The sequence below is a fragment of the Rhodococcoides sp. S146-33 genome (assembly GCF_059489205.1).
Genome location: NZ_JCAJWY010000001.1, coordinates 408,119 through 428,814, shown reverse-complemented (window position 1 = coordinate 428,814; position 20,696 = coordinate 408,119). Strand labels below are relative to the sequence as shown.

Here is a 20,696-nt window from a genome sequence, read left to right as displayed (position 1 = left end):
TGCGCGGGAGCCACCGGTGTTGCTCGGTAGCTCCCGCGCACGGGGTCAGAAAACTGTTACGAGGCGGTGTTGATGGTGATGGTTGCAACGCCCACGAGCAGTCCGGCGGTGACAGCATCGGTGTTGAAGGTGCTGTTCAGCAGTCCGGCAGCGGTCTCCGAGATCTTCACCTGGGTGCCCTGCAGGATTGCGGTGTTGTTGGGTCCGGTTGCCAGCGGCTGCAGGGTGCGTCCGTCGAGGTCGAACAGGACCGCGTCTGCGGCAGCTTCTTCGCCGTTGACCATGACGTCACCGGTGAGAAGCGAGGTGCCGGGATCGATGTCGAAGTTGACGAGCTCGACAACGGTGTCACCGGCGGTCAGCGAGAGGCCGCTGCCGTCGTGATTGATCTCGCCCTGGACGTAGGGGTCGACCGTGCCGGGCTCCCAGTACTTGACGTCTCCGCCGGTGATCGGGAAGCGGATGGAACCGTCTGCGAGAGTGGCGGTTCCGACAACTCCGGGCGTGAGGCCCAGGGTGGTCAGTGCGCCGGTGAAGCCGGGATCGAGAGCGACTGCGGTGTCGACACCGGTGAGGTTGTCGACTGCGGCGGCAGGCTCGGGGGTGCTCTCGGTGGTCTCCATGGCGGACGCTGCGGACGACGTGGCTTCGTCGACGGCGCTGGAGGCGTCGTCACTGGAGCATGCGGCAAGCGGGACAATTGTCATTGCACCGATTGCGGTGGCGGCCAAAGCTTTACGAACAGTGAACATGTCGGTCAACCTTCCGTGCTCGTCTCTCGAGCGTTGTGGGTCATTCGGCGCTGCTTGCCGAGCGGATGGGTTCCATCTCGATCCCTGGTGGGAGCGTGACAACCTGTTACCCGACAAACCGGACTGCCAAACGGAAAGCATCCTGAGAGTCACCTGAGGGTCAACGAAGAATCAAATCCGCAGCCCGTTCTCCGATCACCACCGACGGTGCATGGGTGTGTCCGCGGATGATGCTCGGCATGATCGATGCATCGGCCACGCGAAGGCGATCCACTCCCCGCACTCGGAGCTCGGAATCGACGACGCTGCCCGCGTCGTTGCCCATCCGGGCGGTGCCCACGGGGTGGTACAGAGTGTGCGCATTCTGCTCGAGCGCCTCGGTGAGCAGATCCGCCGGGGAGATGTTCGACGCCACCCTGGGGCGGATGATGTCACCGAGTTCGCCCTTCATCGAGGGGGTTTCGGCGATCGAGACGCAGGCCCGTAGCCCTTCGATCATGGCGCGGCGGTCGAGTCCGCCGGGGTCGCTGAGATAGCGCGGCTCCACGATGGGCTTGGCCAAGGGGTCGGTGGAGCGGAGGGTGATCTCGCCGTGGCTCTCGGGCTTGACGAGTACCGCGCCGATGACGGCGGCGTGTGAATCCTGGCCGACGAGTCCCTCGTCGAAGAACGGTGCCGGTCCGAAGATGAGTTCGACGTCGGGCAGGGCGAGGTCTTCTCGGCTCTTGATGAATCCGTACGCCTCGGCGACGTTGGAGGTGAGCATGCCGCGTCGGCGCGTGAGGTAGTTGACCAGCTCGGGGATCTTCTCGGCGTGGAAGAGGGAGTCTCGTTCGGTTTTCCAGCCGATGAGGGCGGCCAGATGGTCGAGGAGATTCTGTCCGACGCCCGGTGAGTGATGCTGAACGGTGATGCCGTGCGATTTCAGTTGTTCCTGGTCGCCGATGCCCGAGAGCATGAGCAGCTGTGGGGTGTTGATCGCTCCACCGGAGAGGATCACTTCCTTGTGTGCGCGCACGGTGTGTGTCTCGCCGCCGGAGATGTATTCGACGCCCACGGCCGCAGTGCCCTCGAATAGGACGCGAGTGGCGTGTGCCTCGGTGAGGATGGTGAGGTTCTTACGCTTCTTCGCCGGTCGCAGGTATCCATCCGCGGTGCTCCACCGTGCGCCGCGCTTCTGGTTGACCATCGTGCGGGTGAAGCCCTTGGGCTCGGGCAGGTTGGCGGTTTCCAGCGGGTAGCCCGCTTCTTCGACGCCGTCGAGGAACGACGACGTCAGGTCGCGGGGGCTGCGCTGGTGCGAGACGATGAGTGGGCCGTCGGTGCCCGCGTCGAGTGCTGTTGTGCCCTCGATGTTCTCGATCTTGCGGAAGTAACCGACGAGGTTCCGGAAAGACCATGAGTCATCGGACGCCGCCGCCCAATCGTCGTAGTCGGCGGCGAATCCGCGCACCCACATCATGGCGTTCATCGACGACGAACCACCGAGCATCTTGCCGCGCGGCCAGTAGATGCTGCGATCTCGCAGCTCCGGCTGCGGTTCGGTCAGATAATCCCAATCGACCTCGCTACGAAAGAGTTTGGAGAACGCAGCCGGGATGTGGGCGAACTTGTTCTTGTCCTCGGGGCCGGCTTCGAGCAGGATCACCTCGTTGCGTGGGTCAGCGCTGAGGCGATTGGCCACCACTGCGCCGGCGGAACCTGCGCCCACCACGATGTAGTCGGCAGTCTTGTGCTGTGAGCTCATCTTTGTCCTTGAAGTCGGTGCGGGCGCAGGGGTGTCAGCCGCGCAGGGCGGAGGCGAAGATCGCAGGCAGTTTGGACCAGGACGGCGCACCTGCGAATGCGGTGAGCAACTTGCCGGTCGATGCTGCGGTCTTGTTGGTGACGAACCACGGTGGCTTCGGGGAGATGGAGAGTTCCCCGTTGATCAGCGAACGAGACAGGGGACGGAACGGACCGCGCACCACTGTTCGCTCGGCACCGTCGATCAGCAATGCGTTGTGCACGATGCCGATTCCGCTCTGCACGTCGTCGACGGTGTGCCCGGGGTATGCACCCCAGGTGGCCGACGCAGTGAGGAATCCGAGCGCTGTCCAGGCGTTCACGGCGATGGTGCCGTAGCGCAGTTCGGCGAGCATGGTGTCGAACTTCTCGCCGAGTCCCTTCATCGTGGCGGGGGAGCCGATGATGTTGATGCCGAGAGTGCCGGTGAATTCCTCGTTCGCCGCCTGGACGGCTTTGGCGGCGAATGCGGCACCGCTGTAGGGCAATTCGATGACACCCATGACCGGAGCGAAGTACTCGGTTTGCAGCAGGGGTGCGTATTCGCCGGGGTTCAGGTCGGTGATGAGCACGCGGCCACCACCGTCGCCCAGTCGTTCGGCGGCCGGGTAGGTGGCGGTGGCGTCGGCCACCCTCCTGTCGCTGCCGGGGTAGTAGGGAGTTCGTGCCGGTGCACGGTCGAGTGCCGCGCGCAGTGCGGCGATGAATTCGTCGCGCTGCTTCCATTCGGAGGACAGCACGACGACCTGTGATGCGACACAGTTGTAGCCACTGTTGTGCAGGCGTTGGGTGGCAACGTGTTCGGCCTGGAACAAGATGTCGGCGCGGCTCCACTCGCCCGGCAGCACGATGGTGGGCGAGACGCCGCCGAGTTCGCTGGAGATCTCCTTGGTGAGAATCGGGTCGTTGGCGGCCTTGCGGGCGGCTCCGTCGTTGCCCGTGCCGAACACGATCGCGTCGTGTGTGAGGGAACTTCCGGTCATGTGCACGTGGTCGACGGACAAGTGCCGAACCAGGTATGTGCCCACATCGGCTCCGCCGGTCAGCAGGCGTAGTGCGCCGATGTCGACGAGGGGTGCGAGCACCTTCTGGAACACCGGCAGCAGCGGATCCATGATGGGGTTCAGCTTGAGTGCGACCACCCGATTGAACGCCAGCAATTCGTAGAGAGCGTCGAGCGGCGCGATCGAGGTGATATTGCCTGCGCCGAGTACCACTCCGATGCCCGCGGTGTGGGCGGGATCGAGTTGGGCGAGCCCCGCGGTGCGCTGTGCGGTTGCACGATCGATTCCCGGCTTCAGCCACACCTCGCCGGTGAACCCGTTGAGCAGCAGGCGGTCGAAGATGTTGAGCGGCAGGACCGACACCGTTGTCCGTCCGCCTGGTGCCGTCCCGAACTTCACCTCGGCCAGCGGACTGGTGCCGGCTTCCAGAGCGGTGAGTGTGTGGGTGAGCGCGCCGAGTGCGCCGAGGAACGAGTAGGGGCCGGACAGCCATTCCTCGCCGACGAGGCTGGACGAGCTGTCGAGACCCTTGATCGACGAGGCTGCTGTCACCCATTCCTGGGCGTGTGTGGACGTCAGCGCGTGCATGCGTTCGAGCAGTGCCCGCCGATCGGCCAGGGTGAGCTGTCCCCAGTTCTTCTCACCCTCGGACAGATCGGCGAGGGCGGCATCGACGGCCGGCTGGGGGTCGGAGCCGGTGGTCGGGACGGGATGCAGGTGCGGGGCGGCTTCGCTGGTCAACTTCTCGGCTCCAGTCGTTGTTCGGATACACGGCTTCGAGTGTGATTGTCGTCGCATTCCTTGCGTCGACGCTATGGGCCGCTGCTCTCAATCGAGTCCCTCCGTTTGTGCCGCTGCACAGTCGAGGTGTGGCGTGGCTTACAGCTGTGCGGCTAGAGTTCTGTCATGACCGCGACCGACGCCGAGCTGTATCCGTCACCGACTGTGCATCCGTCACCGACCGATCTGGCTGCGACGATGCTCGACGGCGTCGACGATCTGGCGAGCGAACTGGTGCGCCGGATCCTGGGGGCCGAGCACGCTTATCTCGAATCGACGCTGCTCACCCCCGAGCAGCTGCACGAGGCGGCGCGCAGCAATCTGGCGTCGATGCTGGGCAAGCTGTCCGGTCGTGCGCCCATGCGACTCGAGTCGGCACAGGCTGCAGGCCGGCTCAAGGCCGAGCAGGGCGTACCGCTGGCAGCATTGCTCCACGCTTTCCGGCTCGGTGGCAGGTTGGTCTGGGACGAGTTGATGCGTCGATCGGACGGCCGAGCGAGTCACGCCCTTCTGGACATGGCCGCACAGGTGTGGGCTCTGGTCGACGTGTATTCCGACGAGGCTGCGGAGGCCTATCGGGAGAGCGCAGACATGCGTGCCCGCGAGAGTGCCGAGGCCCGTGGCCGACTCATTCGGGTGCTCTTCGCCGATCACACGGCGAACCCGTCCGCGGCTGCCGATGCGCTGCGGGCATTTCGCATTCCCGACCACGGTTACTTCGCGGTGGTCTCGCAGGAGCCGCTGACCACGGCGGTAGGGGTGGACGGGTTGATCGCGCGACTTCGGGCGGTGGGTACCGAGTCCGTGTGGGATGCGGAGGTGGACGGTAGCGTCGGATTGATTTGCGCCGCAACCGAATCGGAAATCGATTCGGCGCTGGTCACGCTCGGTGAACTGTGTGCGGGGCGGGTGGGGGTGAGTTCGGTCTTTCGGTCCCCTTCGGGTATCGGGGACGCCGTGGGTCAAGCGCGGTTGGCGAGGTCGTGCAGCGCTGCCGAGTCGACGCCGGTGCGATACGACTCGGTGCCGGTTCCGCTGTTGTTGGTCCGCGATCCGAAGTCGGGTCGCATCGCCTCGCGTCAGATCCTCGGCGATCTCCTGGCGTTACCACGCGCCGAGCGGCAGAGCCTGCTGGCCACACTCGACGCGTGGTTCTCGTGCGGCGGATCGACCAAGGATGCTGCCGAATCTCTGCACTACCACCGCAATACGGTGCTGTATCGGCTACGCCGTATCGCCGAGCTGACCGGGCGCGATTTTCGTGACCCTGCGCAGGCTGCCGAACTGTACGTCGGGCTCAGAGCGCATCAACTGCTCACCTGAGACATCAATTGCTGGCAAGCACGACGTCGAGGATTCCCGATCCCAGGGCTACCGGGACGCATGTCGGGGGTCGTGCGTTCGCCGGATCCAGGGCGTTGAGTGCCAAGCGCAGTGCGGTGGGATCGTACGTGAAGGTGAAGTGAGCTACCTCGGTGTCGGGACAGACGTCCTGCACCACGATGTTCCGAGCTCCTGGATCCCGAAGTAGCGCATTGGTATACGGCTGAATCACTTCGTCGACCCTGGTGGCGATGGAGGTGTATTCGACGCCGGGCACGGTGTCGCCCCCTGCATTGAGGCCATCGAGAAAGTCGGATCCAGCCATCAGCTGCGTCAATCCGGGGCCGAACTCGCTTGCCACCAGAGTGGTTGCACCGGGCACGGCCTGCACGACGGGGGTCGCTCCGTACATGGTGCCGCCGTAGGTCGGCGATGCGATTCCCACCCAGCGACGGACCATGGCATCGCCGCCGAGTCGATTGACGAAGTATCGTGCGACCGCAGCACCCTGGGAGTAGCCGACCACATCGACCGCCGCGGCTCCGGTCGCGTCCAGAATGGATTGTGTCATCGATTTCAGTTGTGCCGCACTGTCTTCGATGGCACCGTAACCGTTGCTGGTGCCGTCGGGAGAGGCACCGTAGTTGATGGCGAACACACAGAATCCGGCTGCTCGGAGTATGGGGGAGAAGCCGGCCCAATCGGAGTACGCAGTGGAGTCGGTGCCGTGCACGAGGATGACGGGGTCGGGGTGCTCTGCGGTGGGTGCGCAGGTCATGTCGTTGGATCCGGGCGGGGCAGCGTTGCGGTTGGTCGCCGCGTAACGGATGGCCTCGGCATGGTCGGGTTGTTCGGGCGCAGCCGCAATGGGCATGAGAGGGGCCGCCTGTGCGGTCGGTATGACGACGGCGACCGCGGCAGCGGCGATGACGAGGGCGATCAGGCTCCGGTGTGGTCCGCGCATGTACAGACGGTATTCCCGAAATTGTGAGATGTCCCTACGAGTGGCTCATCGGGCGCGTAAAAGTCATAAATATTGTTCTGCTACAAAAATCGAGCGCACAGCGCAGAAGTGATGAACACACGACGAGGGGCCCGGCCGATATGGCCGGGCCCCTCGATCGATCGAGATTACCTGCAGTTCAGAGGCGACTCACGCGAAGCCAGTCGACGCTCATGGTCTGTGGGTACGGCGTGCTGGTGGGTGTCTTGCCGACCCAATTGTTGCCCACTGCCACGTTCAGCAGGATGTAGTGCGGCCAGGCGCCCGAGAATGCCTTCCAGTTGCCACCCTTCGCCTCGTACTGAGCCTTGGTCAGGGAGTATCGCGAAACTCCGTCGACGAACCACGTGATGCTGGTCGGTAGCCAGTCGATCCGGTAGGTGTGAAAACCGTTTCCGACGGGACCCATGCCTCCGCCGGCTTTCACATCCTGGCTCGAATTCCATCTCGAAGGTCCGTGCAAATTGAACGAGGGCCCGTTCAAACCGGGAATTTCGACTGCATCTATTTCACCTTGACTGGGCCACGAATACTCACCGCCGGGCTGAAGGCCCAGCGTCCAGAATGCGGGTAACAAGCCCTGCGCACTCGGCATCTTGATCGACGCCTCGATGCGTACCGGCGGGCTTGCCGACTGCTTGCCCATACTGACCACACGAGCGCTGGTGAAGTTGTTCGGTGCCCCCTTGCGATCCGGCGGGGTTTCGCGTCGGGCGGTGATGTTCAGGGTTCCGTTGAACTGGTTCGCGTTGTTCCAGGAGTTCGTATAGTACTGCTGCTCACCGGAACTCGCTCCCCACCGACCGGTCTGGAACCCCCACTTCGAGGGGTCGGGTCCGCCGTATCCGTTGAACTGATCTTCCCAGAGAAGGGTTCCTGCTCCGCCTTGGGTTCGCGGGGGCGCGGTGAGGGCCGGGGCTGCGGTGGCCGACGAGACGGCAACGGCCATCGTAGTCAAGGTGACCGCAGCAATGGTCAGGAGTGAACGCATGAGGGGATTCCTGTCAGGTCATATGTCGTTGAAAGAAAGTCGACATTCGATTTCTAGCACGCCGAAGAAGGCGGAAGAAGACTCTTTTGAAATGCAGGAATTCTTGCGAATACAATGAATGAATTCGCATATGCTATCGGTCTTTTGCAGGGGTACAGACCGATCGACCCGTTGGTCGGTTTGTTTCAGGAGTGAATGTAGTGACTCAGGATGGTCGCCGAGTTCGGACGCGTTTCCGAGGTGAGGGTGAGACCGAAGGGACGGTCCGTGGAGCCGGTGACGGGAATCGAACCCGCCTCTCAACCTTGGGAAGGTCGCGTTCTACCAATGAACTACACCGGCGTGGTGCTGCGGTGTTCAGGTTAGCAGGGCGCTCAGACGTCGATTCGCACACCGTGCAGCAGGATCAGAGCGTCTTCGGCGGCTACCGGTCTGGAGAACAGGTATCCCTGCGCGCGAGTGCAGCCCAGTTCTATGAGGGTGTTTCTGGCGCTCTGCGTTTCGACGCCTTCGGCGATGATGCTGAGCCCGAACGCGTCGGCGAGTCCGATGATGGACTGAACGATGGCGAGGTCGCCGGTGGTTCCGTTGCCGAGTTCGGAGACGAAGGCGCGATCGATCTTGAGCGCGTCGACGGGCAGTTCCTTCAGATGCGACAGTGAGCTGTAGCCGGTGCCGAAATCGTCGATCGCTACTTGCACGCCCAGTTCGCGAAGTTCGCGAAGCGTCACGCGAGTACGTGAAAGGTCCTGTACCACCGCTACTTCGGTGATTTCCAGGCAGAGTTTGGGGCCTGCTATCGAGAACGCTTCCAGCGCTCTGGCGACCGCACCCACAAAACCGTTGGTGACGAGTTGGACCGGCGATATGTTGACGCGCATCGAGACGTCGAGTTCGGGAATGTCCCGCTGCCACTCGCTCAGCGTGCGGCAGGCGTGCTCGAGAACCCAGCGACCGAGCTCGCCGGCGAGGTTCGTTTCCTCTGCGACCGGGATGAACGCGGACGGGGGTAGCAGTCCACGGGTTGGATGCTGCCATCGAACCAGAGCTTCGACTGCGGTGATCCGTCCCGAGACGAGGTCCACCTCGGGCTGAAAATGCAGGATCAGCGAGTCGCCTGCGATGGCGTCGCGCAGGTGGATCTCGACGTCGTTGCGCAGTTCGGAATCGGCATGCATTTCGTCGGTGAACAGAGCGATGTCGTGACCACCTGCACGTTTGGCGACCAATGCTGCTCTATCTGCCTGTCGTAGCAGTGATTCCGCGGTGTGCCGGCCGGGTTGGCCGAAGGCGATGCCCACGCTCGCGCTGCGGCTGATCCGTTCGACACCGAGGGTGACGGGTGCATTCACGGCGTCGGCGATGACTTCGGCGTGGTGTCTCGCGACGCGGGCCGAGCACGGTCCGGCGAGTACGACGACGAATTCGTCGCCCCCCAGACGCGCGACGATGCCGGCCGACTCACCGACGAAGCTCTGCAATCGGTCGGCGATGGTTTCGAGGAAGTGGTCTCCGGCGAGATGCCCGAGAAAGTCGTTCAGTGCTTTGAGTCGATCGAGGTCGATGTGCAGTACTGCCACGGGGCCGGGCATGGATGGGTCGAGTCGTTCGCGGAGGTGCTGCGCCAGGGCCGTGCGGTTCGGCAGTGAGGTCAGCGGGTCGTGTAGTGCCGCGAATCGCAGTTGTTCCTCGGCGACCACTCGTGCTTGGAGTTGGGAGAGCAGCGCCGCAATTGCTGTGAGAGCGTTGAGCTCTATCTCGGACCAGGAGCGGTCGCCGATCTTGATCAGGCCCAGGATGCCGATGGTTCGTCCTGTGTGCAGCAGCGGCACCACGGCCATCGACGTCTCCGAAAATCCTGATCCCTGCTCGACGCGTCGGCGATAGCTCTCCTGCTGCGGGTCCGGCCGAAACACTGCCGGTTCGGTCAGTGTTTCGGCCAGTGCGAACACCGAATCGGCGTCTTCGAATTTCACGACGGCCAGCGGATCCGGATCGGGCTTGCTCAGTCGCGGGGGCCATTCCGCGGTCAGCACAGTGGCTCTGGCCTCGACATCGTTGTGTCTGAGAAAACTGAAGTCGATACCGAGGTGGTCCACCAGTTGCCGCAGCACGGATTCGTACGCCTCGTGCACCGTCGCCGCATCGACTCCCATGAGTGCGGTTGCGACGCCGGTGACGAGAACCTCGAGCGTCCGTGTGTGCGCCAGTGCCCCGCTCCTGCCTCTTCTCAGACGCAGTGCAGGACTGTTCCCCCTGGTCTTTGCCGGACTCTACCCCGATCCGAGGGCCGAAACAGGCACTCTGCGACTGTATATCCCGGTTTTCGGGGCGCAACCGATCCGCAACACCAGCGCCACCGATTCGATATCGGTGATGTCGAGGAGCGCGCGGAACCGCGAGTTCAACTCCTGCAACGCTTCTCCGCGGTGCGTCGACAGCTCTCGGTGTTCTTCCGGAGTGCGTGCATACAGGAACGCGGGAGAAACCGGCTGTACGGCCAGGCCGCGCAAATGTGCAGTTACCCAGACGTTCTCCGTTGCAAATCCTCCTCGGATGTAATGGTGTGCAGTCGATCCGGGTACGACGATCACCACCAATGCTGAGCTCGACAGCACCCGATCACGCATATCGGACCCCAATGCCGCGCCGGCGTCCCAGGCATCGACGAGCGCCATGACGTCCGGCCGCTTGACTATCTCGAGCTTGGACAGATCCGCATCGTCGATCCCGAGGCTCGATACCTCGATGCCTCGATTCGGGTCCGGATCTCCCGGCCACCTCAGCTCGGAGAACATATCTTCGTGCAAATGCGTTGTGAGATAACGAATTCGGTCCGCATCGGCGAGGACGTCCGCAGCCGCGGAAATGGAATCGCGTGCCGTCAGCAGCACGGCTCGCCCACCTTCCGCCGCGGCCGCAGCAACGAGGTCTGCTGCGACACCCGCGTCGAGAGGCTCGGCGGTGCCCAACTCCCGATTGGTGCAGCGCCCGACAACGCCGTCGAGGAGGCGTCGGTCGGTGATCGGTTCGGGGGCAGGGTCACCCAACGAGATCTCGACTCCGTGGTCGGTGATCCGCTCGCCGAGAAATCTGCCCTGGGCGGCGGCGGCCACGCGAGCATTGAACGCCGCGGCACCCACTGCCACGTAGCTGCCGCGGAAAGCGATGTCGAGTGTCGAGGTGCGGGAGCGGTCGACGGCTATGGCCACCGTGCGTCCGTCGGTCGACAGCGTCCACGGCTGACTGTTGCCGCCGGACGGTGCGCGTCGGGCAGCGTCGAGAACGGCCTCGTCGGGATCGGAGACAGTGGGATCGAAGGAACTGGGCGGCGAACCGCCTGCATCATCGGCCGAGGACATGTCGTCCGTCCGAGTCGGACGCAGAGACTCGACCGCATCCAGATGGGTGTCGAGGTCGATTCGGATTCGCCCGGACGGCAGGTGGCCTCCGGTGCCGAAGCGTCGAACAGCGGCCGCGACGGTGGCGCCACCGAGCTGGACGTCGCCGCCCAGCTGCGGCCACGTCTCGATCGTCTCGCTCACCTCCACCATCGAGGCGGCCATGCGCGGCGAGAGCAAGGCGGCGTCCAGCTGGTCGAGCACTATCGGAATCTTGTCGCGCGTGCCCAGGCCGCGGAGGCTCGTCGAGTCGATCTGTCCGAGTACGCCGTGGAACACCGGGCGCTCGGGTTCGAGGTCGAAGCGTTCGACGTCGAGCAACCCACGGTCGGACGTCTCCATCAACACCGGGATACGGCGCGATCTGGCTGCTTCGCGGGCTAGAACCTTGACATCGAGGGAGTCGCATTCCTCGACGAGCAGGTCCAGTCCGTCGAAGAACTCGTCAATCGTGTTCTCGGTGATTCCGTCCTCGACTATTTCGATGCGCAGATACGGATCGATTTCTGCAATGCGTCTCGCGGCGACGACCGCTTTGTTGACACCAAGATCGAGGATGGATGCCGGAATTCTGTTGAGATTGGATAGCTCGATGTCGTCGAAATCTGCGAGGCGCAGGGTTCCGCAGATTCCTTCGAGTGCCAACGTGTGGGCAATCGCATGCCCGACGCTGAGGCCGATGATTCCGATGGTGAGATCTCCCAATAAATCCTGTTCGGAACGGGTTATCTTGTTCCTGTTTCTGTCGAGTCTGAGGTGTCGAAATGCTGTGGGTCCGAGAACGGCGACCACCGTTTTCCTCCACGGGAAGTACACCCACCGATCGTTCTCGTCGAGAATGCTCTGCTCAGGCGTGGGAAGGAGGGTGCGCAAGCCGTTTCTCTGCGTCTCGCGCTCGTCGAGAAATGTCAGGCTCGTATCCCGCTCGAGTTCGGTCAGGGCGGCTCGCTGAGCGGCGTCCGTCTTGTCGAATATCACAGGCTGCCATACGTCGTTCATGATGCCACTGCTTCCGAGAGTTCGATGGACGATCGACGGTGTGCGAGCAACGTGACGGTGTTGCGACGCATCCGTCGCCAGGTGGACAGTTCGGCGTCGTACGCGAGAGTTCTTCTGTCCCACCAGAAAACCTCTGTTCGGTATCTCTCGTCGGGATAGGGAATCGGCTCGATCTGGGTGGCGATGATCGCGCCGGTGTCGAGCCATGCACTGCGGACGTGGGATGCCGCGGTGGCCAGCGCGTACCGCGCGCCCAGTAGCGCGGTGCTGTACGCGGGCGATTCTGCGATCATTGCCGTGACGGCGCGGCCGTGGGGTGCGTCCCGCGCGACCCATGCCGACTTGAGTTCGACCACCCCCTGTGTGAGGCGCTCGTCGAGCATGGCGTGAACGCGGCGGCGGCCGGTCGGATACCCGTCGAATTCGACGAGGGCGTGTGATTGATCCACGGAGGAATACGGACCTTGCACCCGCACTCCTCCGACCATCGTTTCGGTGGTATCGAGTGCCGCGAAGAACATCGTGGTGGTGTTGCCGTCTCGAATGGTCGACATTTCGAGCGCCGAAGCAACACCGTGTCTCGTATAGCTTTCCTCTGCGCCGTCGAGGAATTGTTCCCACAACGCCGGATTCTCTCCGGGTGTCGCGGCAACGATGCGGCACAGAGATCGATCGTCTTGATACGACGGAACGTCGAATGGAATTGTCATGTCTGTCTTTCTGATAGGAGTCGGCCGAATGTGAGTGGTGGTGCCGCTCGATTGTCCGGTCTTTCTTTTGCAGAGCTACATGTCAGAACCGGGGCTCGGGTGTGTCGCGAGGGGCCGTCGTGGACCAGTAGCCTGCAGAGGTGCTGCTCTCCGACCGTGACATCCGTGCCGAAGTGACCCTGGGCAACCTGGCGATCGAACCGTTCGACCCGTCGATGGTTCAGCCGTCGAGCGTCGATGTACGGCTCGACAAGCTGTTTCGTGTGTTCAACAACACTCGGTACACGCACATCGATCCGGCGTTGCAGCAGGACGAGTTGACGACTCTGGTCGAGCCCGAGGCCGGCGAACCCTTCGTTCTGCATCCGGGCGAATTCGTTCTCGGCTCCACTCTGGAACTGACGACGCTGCCGGACTATCTGGCCGGTCGACTCGAAGGCAAGAGCTCACTCGGACGGCTCGGTCTGCTCACCCACTCGACGGCGGGGTTCATCGATCCGGGCTTCAGCGGCCACATCACGTTGGAGCTGTCCAACGTCGCCAACCTGCCGATCACGCTGTGGCCGGGAATGAAGATCGGCCAGTTGTGCCTCTTCCGGTTGTCGTCGCCGGCCGAGAACCCCTACGGAAGCGACGCCGTCGGGTCGAAGTACCAGGGCCAGCGCGGACCCACCCCGTCCAAGGCATACCTCAACTTCAATCAGTCGCGCATCGACTGACCACTAGGTTTGTTTCGCGGCCACGAAACATGACGAATGGCCGGTTGTAGCGGTACTCTGGTGACCGAACGTGGGTTGGGGCCTACCAGAGCGAGGTTTCTTGTGTCCGCGGTTGACGGTGCGTCTGTACTCGGTGCATCACTGGGTTCGAGCGGTGTTCGTAGCGTGATCAGCAACAACGCTCGCCCTGGTTCCGTCCTGGAAGTACACGAGCCGGTGGCGTCACAGCCTGCACCCAACGGTCTTGCGCCCGATCCCTGGGACGCCGTCGTCGCCTCGGTGCACAATCTGGCCTCCGAGCATGCGTCCACAGACTTCTATCCGGTGCTCGCGCTTCGTGAGAGCGATCCCAGAACGGCCTTCGACCAGGATTTCTCCGACGGCGTGGTGCTCGTCTCGGAGCTCGGTGCCCAGCTGGGTGTACTCCGCGAGACGGGTGTGCTGGCCGGGGAACGCTGTGTCGCGTTGTTCGACGTCGGTGCGTCCGGCACGTCGGTGTCCGTGGTGGATGTCCACAGCGGCCGGGTACTCGCCGCATCTCGCACCGATGAACTCGGTGGTGATGCCTGCGACCGCGTCCTGTGCGATCACCTCATCGCCACGTTCGGGGCAGCCGAGGCCCTGACCGTCGAGTCCCGTCGACGGCTCGTCCACGACGTTCGAGTCGGCAAACACGAACTGTCGTTGTTGCGCAGCGTCTCGGTTCTCGGACCCTTCGTCGGCGGTAACGCGACTTTGTGGCGTGGCACTCTCGACGAGCTCATCGGCGACTCGGTGCACCGAGCCGTCTCGATGGCAGTCGATGTACTCGACGCCGTCGGTGCGCGGGGCATCCGCGTCGACGCCGTTGTCGCCGTGGGTGGTGGTGCCAACATGCAGATCGTTCGGCAGGTCCTGTTCGACGCGGTGTCGATACCGGTATTCGTACCCGAAGAGCCCGAACTGTTGGCGGCCCGCGGTGCCGCCGGAATTGCTCGGACAGTGGGCCTGCGGCCCGCGCCGAGGACGGACGAGCCACGCACCGATCGGGAGATGACTGCCGTTGCCCCTGTGGGTGCGGTGGTCTCCAAACGCCCGCGTCACAGCGATACCTCATCGAAGCGGATGACCAGAGCCAACAAGTCCCGGCATCTAGGACGCGCGGTCGCGGCTCTGGTTGCAGTGTGTGCGGCCGGTACCGTCGTTTCCGCCGCAGCGCGCACCGGCACCGAGGATCCGGCTCCGGCCGTCGGTAGCTCGCAGGATTCCTCGCAGACCGCCCGCTCCCGGTCGGTGGTGCCTGCATCGGCCGGTTCGCCTGCAGATCAGTCGTCTGTGCCGCTCGCGACCACGACGGCGGAGATCGCTCCGTCCACGGACGGCTCGTCCCCGGTGTCCACTGCCACGACGTCGGTTCCGGCCGCAACCACGACTTCCGATGCGGCCGCGACGCCCGATCCGGCTCGTGCAACCGCGCCGCGGCGGACATCGGCCCCGACCGATGCGTCCTCCGACAACGACGAGTCGACGGCTCCCGTCAGGCCCACTTCGGAGCAGCCCACGCAGGCTCCGAGTACGACGGTTGCACCGCCCACCACGACACGGCCCCCGGCCACCACCACGACGCCGCGCCCGACGACGACAACCCAACCGCCGACGACCACCCGCACGACCAGGACGTTCGACTTTCCGTTCCCGACGCTGGATATGCCGCGAGGCTGACGGGTCTGCGACTTCCGCCGCCGTCGCCCCGGGTACTCGAGGCAGGATGGTTCCATGGAGTCGATTCAGATCGAGCGCGAAGACAAATTCGACGTCGATGCACACTTCGAAATGCCCAGTCTCGCTTCGCTGGTGCCCACCGGCGGGGTGCTGGCGTCGAGCGAGACCGATCTGATCAGCGAGTACTTCGATACCGTTGGGCACGACCTGTTGCGGCGGGGAATCACGTTGCGGCGGCGTACCGGTGATTCCGACAACGGCTGGCATGCGAAGGTGCCGGCCGAGAAGGCGCGAACGGAAATTCGCCTTCCTCTCGGCAGCGGTGCCGACGACGCGGTTCCGGACGAGCTGGCCGACGTTCTGCGCGGTGCCGTGATGGGTGGGCAGTTGTCCGCGGTCGCGACCCTGACGACGCGCCGAACCGTGCATTCGGTGTCCGACGCCGACGGGGCTGTGGTTGCGGAGGTCGCCGACGACGAGGTCTCGGTGGTCTTGATCGGCGGCGCGACGGGGCCGCGGTGGCGGGAGGTCGAGGTCGAACTCGGCCCCGCCGGCTCCGAGTCGTTCTTGAAGAAGGCCGGAAAGCTGTTGCGCGGTGCCGGCGCTCGCCCGTCGGCGCACCCGTCGAAGTTGGATCGAGCGCTCTCCGTGGTGCGCGAGGTGCCGGCCGATGCAGGAGTTCGGTTGTTGTCGGAGTACCTCGACGAGCAGGTGCAGGCAATCGTCGCGGGCGATGTGTACCTCCGCCGGGGGTTGGATCCGATTCATTCCACCCGGGTGGCCATCAGGCGGTACCGCAGCACTCTTCGAGTGTTCGCGAGCGTGTTCGAGGATGAGCCCGCGGCTCGACTCGAGGCCGAACTCTCCTGGTACGCAAGCCTTCTGGGGGAGGTTCGAGACCGTCAGGTGCAGCGCGCCCGGTTCGCGGCTGCGCTGCGAGAACTGCCATCCGAGTGGGTGCTGGGGCCGGTGGCCTCGCGTATCGAGAACGATCTGCTGGCCGAGCAGATTCGGCATCGCGAAATCGCAATGACCGAACTCGACGGCGACCGCTACCGCGCGCTGCTGACGCAGTTGTCGGCATGGTCGAGGGGGCTGCCGATCGACGGAGAGGTCAACGATCGCCTGCTGGTCAAGCTTGCACGCAAGGCTGGGAAGAAGGCGATCGATCGAACGCAGAGTGCGGTGCGCGGCACCGACGACGAGGCGTTGCATCGCGCTCGCAAGGCGTCGAAGCGTGCCCGGTACGCCGCCGAGTTGGTCGCACCGGTGGTGGACAAGAAGGTCTCGAAGGCAAACATCAAGCGTTTCAAAACGATTCAGGAAGTGCTCGGCGAGCATCAGGATGCGGTGATCGCGGCGGGCATTCTGCGGACGCTGGGTGCGCGAGCGGGAACGACGGCAGGGGAGAACGGTTTCACGTTCGGTCTGCTCTTCGAGCGCGAACGCCACGCGGCAGAATCGGCCCGCGAGGAAGCCGGCAAGCTGGAGTTCTGATCGCCTTCCCTCGATCACCGAAAACAAGTTTTTTCCCCGTTTGACGTTCTGAGGGGGTACTCTCTGTCGGAATTGAGTTCAGGGGAGTCTCCACTATGTCCATAGCGCTAGGCATACACGTCGGTGTCGAAGAAGTGTCGGCTGTGTTGGTCGAGGCCGATCTGCCCGAGCTCGGGCCGGTGTCCACCCGCGTCGTCTCGGTTGCATCGGCTCCCGGCGGTGTCGGTGACGCCGTCACCACCATGCTCGGAATCATGAGGGTGCAGGCGGCTCAGAACGATCTGCACATTGTGGGTTCCGCCGTGGTCTGCGACAGCATCGCCCTCTGCGGAATCGTTCGCGACGCCCTGGCTGCCCACCGCGTTCGCGACGTCGTTGTGGTGGATGCCGGAGATCCTCGGTTGGACGCCGAGGCTCCGATGGGGATCGCCGCAGCACTGTTCGGTGCCGCGACTGTCCCCGCAGCCCGGAGTGGCGAGGCGTCGGCCGACGGGCATATGAGTGACGACGACGACGGCTGGAGTTTCTCGGGTGGCGATCGGTCGGACACCCCGCGCGGTGCTCGCCTGACGATGATCGGCCTGGGTGTTGCAGTTCTCGCGGCGCTCAGCGGTGCGACGGTCTGGGCAATGACCGCGAACGGACCGGAGCAGAGCCCGGCGGTGAGCACCGCCGACGCCGTCGTCGACCTGCCGTCGTCGGTCACTGTGGTGGCCGATCCCACGGGTGCACCAACCGGTGCGCCGAGTGCTCCTACCGCTGATACGCAGACCCTCGAGGCCTCCCAGTTCGGGCCGCTGGCGGTCGGGGAATGGAGCGAGCAACCATCGGCGAGCTTGGTTCCGACTCCGGTAGCCGAGGAGGCGTCGAGCACCGGTGGTTCGGGCGGCGGGGGAAGGCCCGATCGAGTAGTCGTCGGTGGCGGCGACAACTCGTCCGATGTCCCCGACGGTGCACAGACGGGTGGCGGCCGAACTCCGACCGACAATCCGAAACCACAGCCCGAACCGCAGCCGCAGCCGCAACCAGAGCCGCAGCCGCAGCCGCAACCAGAGCCGCAGCCGCAACCAGAGCCGCAGCCCGAACCGGAGCCGGAACCCGAGATCCCGGTTACGGACGCGCCCCCAGTGGAAAGCCCGACGGCCACCGAGCCCTCATTCGTTCCGGACGAGTCTGCAGCGGAAGCAGCCGAATAACTGCTGTTCCGTTGCGAGCGAGCGTGTTTGATTCTCGGACAAGTCCGCCTCATGACGGCTGTGTGAATTCCTTTTGGACACCTGAACTTCTGCTCGAGCGTCGCTACCATCGGGTGATCGACCAGTAGACGGTGAGTATCCGATGACCGACAATCCCGCATCAGACGTGGTGACCCGCACGACGATCGACAGGGCAGTGGGTGTTCTCATCGCACTGCGTGGCTGTAGTCCCGACGATGCGTTCGCGGAGTTGGCGGCGCACAGCTTCCGTTTCGACGTGTCTCTCGTGCAGTCGGCCCGTTCCATCGTGGCCGCCGCTCGCGGGATGGACTCGGCCAACGGAGTCGCCGGCGCGGCCATGATGTCGGCCCGAGAAGACTGGGGACCTCTGCTGGCCGACCGGCGCGATCCCTTCGATCATGTCGCCTGACGCCAGTGGGCGTACCACCGGATCGTAGAAAACAAACTCGAAGTTCACATAGTTCGCCGTTTTACTGTCCAGACGGCGGTTCGAGGGCTACTATCGGCAGGTCGGAGTAGCTATTCGAGTCGAGGGAACATGAGAACAGTCCTTGGTGTCTCGGTGGGTTCTGCCACTGCCCGAGGGGTCGCAGTCGATGCGATCGACGAGTCGGTGCGGTCGGCCCACATCGTGCATTCGTTCGACCCCGGAGACCATCTGCAGGTCGCCCTCGATCTGCTCGACTCGATGTCGCGCGATCAGATGGTCGAGCGAACAGACATCGTGCTGGCCGTTCCCGACGATCCCGGGGCCCGAGGCCGGACGTCGGCGTACTCCACGTACGAGGCAGATCGCCTGCTCGTCGCGTCGGAGCTCGGTGCGCAGTTGCGGTATCTACGCGGCACGGGTCAGCTCGAGGGCGCGCGTACCGTCGCGATCTGCGACATCGGCGCGTCCGGCACCACGATGTCGATCGCAGATCCGGCCACCGGCACGGTGTTCAGCTCGGTGCGCACCACGCTGTTCGGCGGTATCGGTTGCGACGAGCAGATTTCGCGATACCTGCTCTCCACGTTCGGAGCCCACGAGTTGACGTCCGATCGCGCACGAGCGGATCTGCTGGTCGCCATTCGCACGGCTCGGGAACAACTGTCCAGGTTGCGGGTGGCCGAGGTTGCCGGACCGTTCGTCGGTGGACCGGTTCGGTTGTGGCGCAACACCTTCGACGATGTACTCGAGCGAAGCATCGGTTCGTTGGAGGATTGGGTGGCCAGCGTCATCGTCGATGCTCCCTGTGCAGTGAATGCGTTGGTGATGGTCGGCGGCTGCGCCAACCTTCCGTCACTTCGTCGGCTGTTTCGTCGCGACCTGATGTTGCCGGTCATCGCGCCCGCGAATCCGGAGTCACTCACCGCTCACGGCGCTGCGCTGATGGCCGTCGATGCTGTTGCGTCGCGCCGGCACCACCCGCGTGGGGCGATGAACCGAGCCGGTGGGCTGTCGTCACTGGACGGGATGGTGGGGGTAGTGGGGTACAACGACGCCGCGCGACACCGTTCTGCTTGAACGCCCCAGCCTGGCCAACCAGCGCCGTTGTTGGGTAGGTTGCTCGGGTAATGATGAACAGCAGGGGACGAGACGGTGGGTCAACAGTGGCAGAGCAGGTAGCGGAGTCGGGCGCGGTAGCGAGCGACGAACAGGCATTCGACCCGGCGGAGCACGCGCGGAGCATGGTCGGTTATCACTACCGCACCGAGGACTACTACGAGGTGGGTCGCGAGAAGATTCGTGAGTACGCCCGCGCGGTCCAGGACTTCCACCCCGCCCACTGGGACGGCGATGCCGCGGCTGCGCTGGGGCACAGCGCTCTGGTTGCGCCTCTGACATTCATGTCGTTGGTCGGCACCCTCGCACAGAAGAAGCTCCTCGAGTCCATTGCCGAGGGTTATGACCTGAGCCAGATTCTGCAGACCGACCAGGTGTTGGTGTTCCAGAAGCCCATCCTGGCCGGCGATCAGCTGACGTGCGACGTCTCGCTCGACTCCTTCAAGACGGTCATGGGCAGAGACATGATGGTCACCAAGAACGTCGTGTCCAACCAGAAGAACGAACTGGTGCAGACCACCTACACCACCCTGCTCGTCGGACGGTCCGGTGAAATCGATCCGGCCATCGCCGACGCCGCCCGCAACCTGGTGATGTTCGGCGCGTCGATGGACGCAGCAGTAGCAGCCGCGAGCGAGCACGACACCCTGTCCACCCCGCAGGAGCACGAGCCGCTCATCGTCGAGGAGTACCGGGGACAGCCGACGCAGAAGTTCGACGAGGTGAACGTCGGCGACGAGTTGCCTCCGCGCACCGTGCGTCTGACTCGCGGCGACCTGGTCAACTACGCAGGCGTCGCCGGTGATGCGAACCCGATTCACTGGGACGAGAAGTTCGCCAAGATGATCGACCTCGAGAACGTCCTCGCGCACGGCATGCTCACGATGGGCGTCGGCGGCGGATACATCAGCGAGTGGCTCGGCGATCCGGGTGCCGTCAAGGACTACACCGTCCGCTTCACCACCCCGATCCCGGTGGACACGCACAAGCCGGCCGAGATCGTCTTCAGCGGCAAGATCAAGTCGAAGGACGACGCGACTCGCACCGCTGTGGTGTCCATCGGTGCGACATTCGAGGGCAAGCGGATCTTCGGTCACCGCGCGACGGCTACGGTGCAATTGGGCTGATCCTGTTGCGGCGGATCAGCTCCCCAGTTTTGAATTTCTGACTCCGATCGGCGTCGGGTTTCCAAATGTGGGGAGCTGATCTGTATGTGTGTCCGGATCTACGCCCCCTTTCGGAATCCGCACCGCGTACAGGGGGTGCGA

The 20,696-nt window shown here is 64.1% G+C and carries 16 protein-coding genes and 1 tRNA gene; 8 read left to right on the top strand and 9 right to left on the bottom strand.

Annotated features, from left to right (window positions below):
* Nucleotides 1–56 precede the first annotated feature (56 nt).
* The 3 genes from AC5WEY_RS02070 to AC5WEY_RS02060 form a co-directional block, all read right to left on the bottom strand.
* The gene (locus AC5WEY_RS02070) at nucleotides 57–752 is read right to left on the bottom strand and encodes an ABC transporter substrate-binding protein (protein ID WP_057479738.1); all 696 of its coding nucleotides are present in this window, start codon (nucleotides 750–752) and stop codon (nucleotides 57–59) included.
* Nucleotides 753–912: 160 nt separating this feature from the next.
* On the bottom strand, nucleotides 913–2,499 hold the full coding sequence (locus AC5WEY_RS02065) for a GMC family oxidoreductase (RefSeq protein WP_495644501.1): 1,587 nt from the start codon (nucleotides 2,497–2,499) through the stop codon (nucleotides 913–915).
* A gap of 34 nt (nucleotides 2,500–2,533) precedes the next feature.
* Nucleotides 2,534–4,258 carry an aldehyde dehydrogenase family protein gene (locus tag AC5WEY_RS02060; RefSeq protein ID WP_495645501.1) on the bottom strand — a complete coding sequence of 575 codons (1,725 nt, stop codon included), beginning with the start codon at nucleotides 4,256–4,258 and terminating at the stop codon, nucleotides 2,534–2,536.
* A 210-nt stretch (nucleotides 4,259–4,468) separates the two neighbouring features.
* Between AC5WEY_RS02060 and AC5WEY_RS02055 the strand changes: the two genes are divergently transcribed.
* Nucleotides 4,469–5,644: a PucR family transcriptional regulator gene (locus AC5WEY_RS02055; protein ID WP_495645500.1), complete on the top strand. Its 1,176-nt coding sequence runs from the start codon at nucleotides 4,469–4,471 to the stop codon at nucleotides 5,642–5,644.
* A gap of 4 nt (nucleotides 5,645–5,648) precedes the next feature.
* Here AC5WEY_RS02055 and AC5WEY_RS02050 read toward each other — a convergent pair whose 3' ends face one another.
* The 6 genes from AC5WEY_RS02050 to AC5WEY_RS02025 all read right to left on the bottom strand — a co-directional run bounded on the left by AC5WEY_RS02050 (nucleotide 5,649) and on the right by AC5WEY_RS02025 (nucleotide 12,748).
* Entirely contained in the window at nucleotides 5,649–6,608 is a 960-nt protein-coding gene (locus tag AC5WEY_RS02050) for an esterase/lipase family protein (protein ID WP_495644500.1), read from the bottom strand.
* 178 nt (nucleotides 6,609–6,786) lie between these two features.
* Nucleotides 6,787–7,638, bottom strand: coding sequence for a glycoside hydrolase family 16 protein (locus AC5WEY_RS02045; protein WP_495644499.1), 852 nt, complete (start codon nucleotides 7,636–7,638; stop codon nucleotides 6,787–6,789).
* 268 nt (nucleotides 7,639–7,906) lie between these two features.
* Nucleotides 7,907–7,980: transfer RNA gene (locus tag AC5WEY_RS02040), tRNA-Gly, on the bottom strand.
* A 32-nt stretch (nucleotides 7,981–8,012) separates the two neighbouring features.
* Nucleotides 8,013–9,794, bottom strand: coding sequence for a putative bifunctional diguanylate cyclase/phosphodiesterase (locus AC5WEY_RS02035; protein ID WP_495644498.1), 1,782 nt, complete (start codon nucleotides 9,792–9,794; stop codon nucleotides 8,013–8,015).
* A gap of 117 nt (nucleotides 9,795–9,911) precedes the next feature.
* Nucleotides 9,912–12,038, bottom strand: coding sequence for an Rv1355c family protein (locus AC5WEY_RS02030; protein ID WP_495644497.1), 2,127 nt, complete (start codon nucleotides 12,036–12,038; stop codon nucleotides 9,912–9,914).
* The gene (locus tag AC5WEY_RS02025) at nucleotides 12,035–12,748 is read right to left on the bottom strand and encodes a hypothetical protein (RefSeq protein ID WP_495644496.1); all 714 of its coding nucleotides are present in this window, start codon (nucleotides 12,746–12,748) and stop codon (nucleotides 12,035–12,037) included. The genes AC5WEY_RS02030 and AC5WEY_RS02025 overlap by 4 nt, the downstream gene beginning before the upstream one ends.
* A gap of 140 nt (nucleotides 12,749–12,888) precedes the next feature.
* Between AC5WEY_RS02025 and dcd the strand changes: the two genes are divergently transcribed.
* From dcd to AC5WEY_RS01990, 7 genes are all read left to right on the top strand, one after another.
* On the top strand, nucleotides 12,889–13,467 hold the full coding sequence (dcd, locus tag AC5WEY_RS02020; RefSeq protein ID WP_495644495.1) for a dCTP deaminase: 579 nt from the start codon (nucleotides 12,889–12,891) through the stop codon (nucleotides 13,465–13,467).
* 165 nt (nucleotides 13,468–13,632) lie between these two features.
* On the top strand, nucleotides 13,633–15,168 hold the full coding sequence (locus AC5WEY_RS02015; protein WP_495644494.1) for a DUF7159 family protein: 1,536 nt from the start codon (nucleotides 13,633–13,635) through the stop codon (nucleotides 15,166–15,168).
* Nucleotides 15,169–15,222: 54 nt separating this feature from the next.
* Complete coding sequence (locus tag AC5WEY_RS02010) at nucleotides 15,223–16,665, top strand: CYTH and CHAD domain-containing protein (protein ID WP_495644493.1); 1,443 nt, start codon at nucleotides 15,223–15,225, stop codon at nucleotides 16,663–16,665.
* 95 nt (nucleotides 16,666–16,760) lie between these two features.
* On the top strand, nucleotides 16,761–17,861 hold the full coding sequence (locus AC5WEY_RS02005) for a hypothetical protein (protein ID WP_495644492.1): 1,101 nt from the start codon (nucleotides 16,761–16,763) through the stop codon (nucleotides 17,859–17,861).
* 142 nt (nucleotides 17,862–18,003) lie between these two features.
* Nucleotides 18,004–18,291, top strand: coding sequence for an ANTAR domain-containing protein (locus tag AC5WEY_RS02000; RefSeq protein WP_495644491.1), 288 nt, complete (start codon nucleotides 18,004–18,006; stop codon nucleotides 18,289–18,291).
* 129 nt (nucleotides 18,292–18,420) lie between these two features.
* Nucleotides 18,421–19,389 (top strand): Hsp70 family protein, encoded by a 969-nt coding sequence (locus AC5WEY_RS01995; RefSeq protein WP_495644490.1) that lies wholly within the window; start codon nucleotides 18,421–18,423, stop codon nucleotides 19,387–19,389.
* A 50-nt stretch (nucleotides 19,390–19,439) separates the two neighbouring features.
* Nucleotides 19,440–20,555, top strand: a complete 1,116-nt coding sequence (locus AC5WEY_RS01990; RefSeq protein ID WP_495644489.1) for a fused (3R)-hydroxyacyl-ACP dehydratase subunits HadA/HadB — start codon at nucleotides 19,440–19,442, stop codon at nucleotides 20,553–20,555.
* Nucleotides 20,556–20,696 lie beyond the last annotated feature (141 nt).

Coding starts and splice junctions, on each gene's coding strand:
- AC5WEY_RS02025 (WP_495644496.1), bottom strand. CDS start 12,748: ATGACAATTCCATTCGACGTTCCGTCGTATCAAGACGATCGATCTCTG.
- AC5WEY_RS02030 (WP_495644497.1), bottom strand. CDS start 12,038: ATGAACGACGTATGGCAGCCTGTGATATTCGACAAGACGGACGCCGCT.
- AC5WEY_RS02065 (WP_495644501.1), bottom strand. CDS start 2,499: ATGAGCTCACAGCACAAGACTGCCGACTACATCGTGGTGGGCGCAGGT.
- AC5WEY_RS01995 (WP_495644490.1), top strand. CDS start 18,421: ATGAGAACAGTCCTTGGTGTCTCGGTGGGTTCTGCCACTGCCCGAGGG.
- AC5WEY_RS02000 (WP_495644491.1), top strand. CDS start 18,004: ATGACCGACAATCCCGCATCAGACGTGGTGACCCGCACGACGATCGAC.
- AC5WEY_RS02050 (WP_495644500.1), bottom strand. CDS start 6,608: ATGCGCGGACCACACCGGAGCCTGATCGCCCTCGTCATCGCCGCTGCC.
- AC5WEY_RS02070 (WP_057479738.1), bottom strand. CDS start 752: ATGTTCACTGTTCGTAAAGCTTTGGCCGCCACCGCAATCGGTGCAATG.
- AC5WEY_RS02035 (WP_495644498.1), bottom strand. CDS start 9,794: ATGGGAGTCGATGCGGCGACGGTGCACGAGGCGTACGAATCCGTGCTG.
- AC5WEY_RS02045 (WP_495644499.1), bottom strand. CDS start 7,638: ATGCGTTCACTCCTGACCATTGCTGCGGTCACCTTGACTACGATGGCC.
- AC5WEY_RS01990 (WP_495644489.1), top strand. CDS start 19,440: ATGATGAACAGCAGGGGACGAGACGGTGGGTCAACAGTGGCAGAGCAG.
- AC5WEY_RS02005 (WP_495644492.1), top strand. CDS start 16,761: ATGTCCATAGCGCTAGGCATACACGTCGGTGTCGAAGAAGTGTCGGCT.
- AC5WEY_RS02010 (WP_495644493.1), top strand. CDS start 15,223: ATGGAGTCGATTCAGATCGAGCGCGAAGACAAATTCGACGTCGATGCA.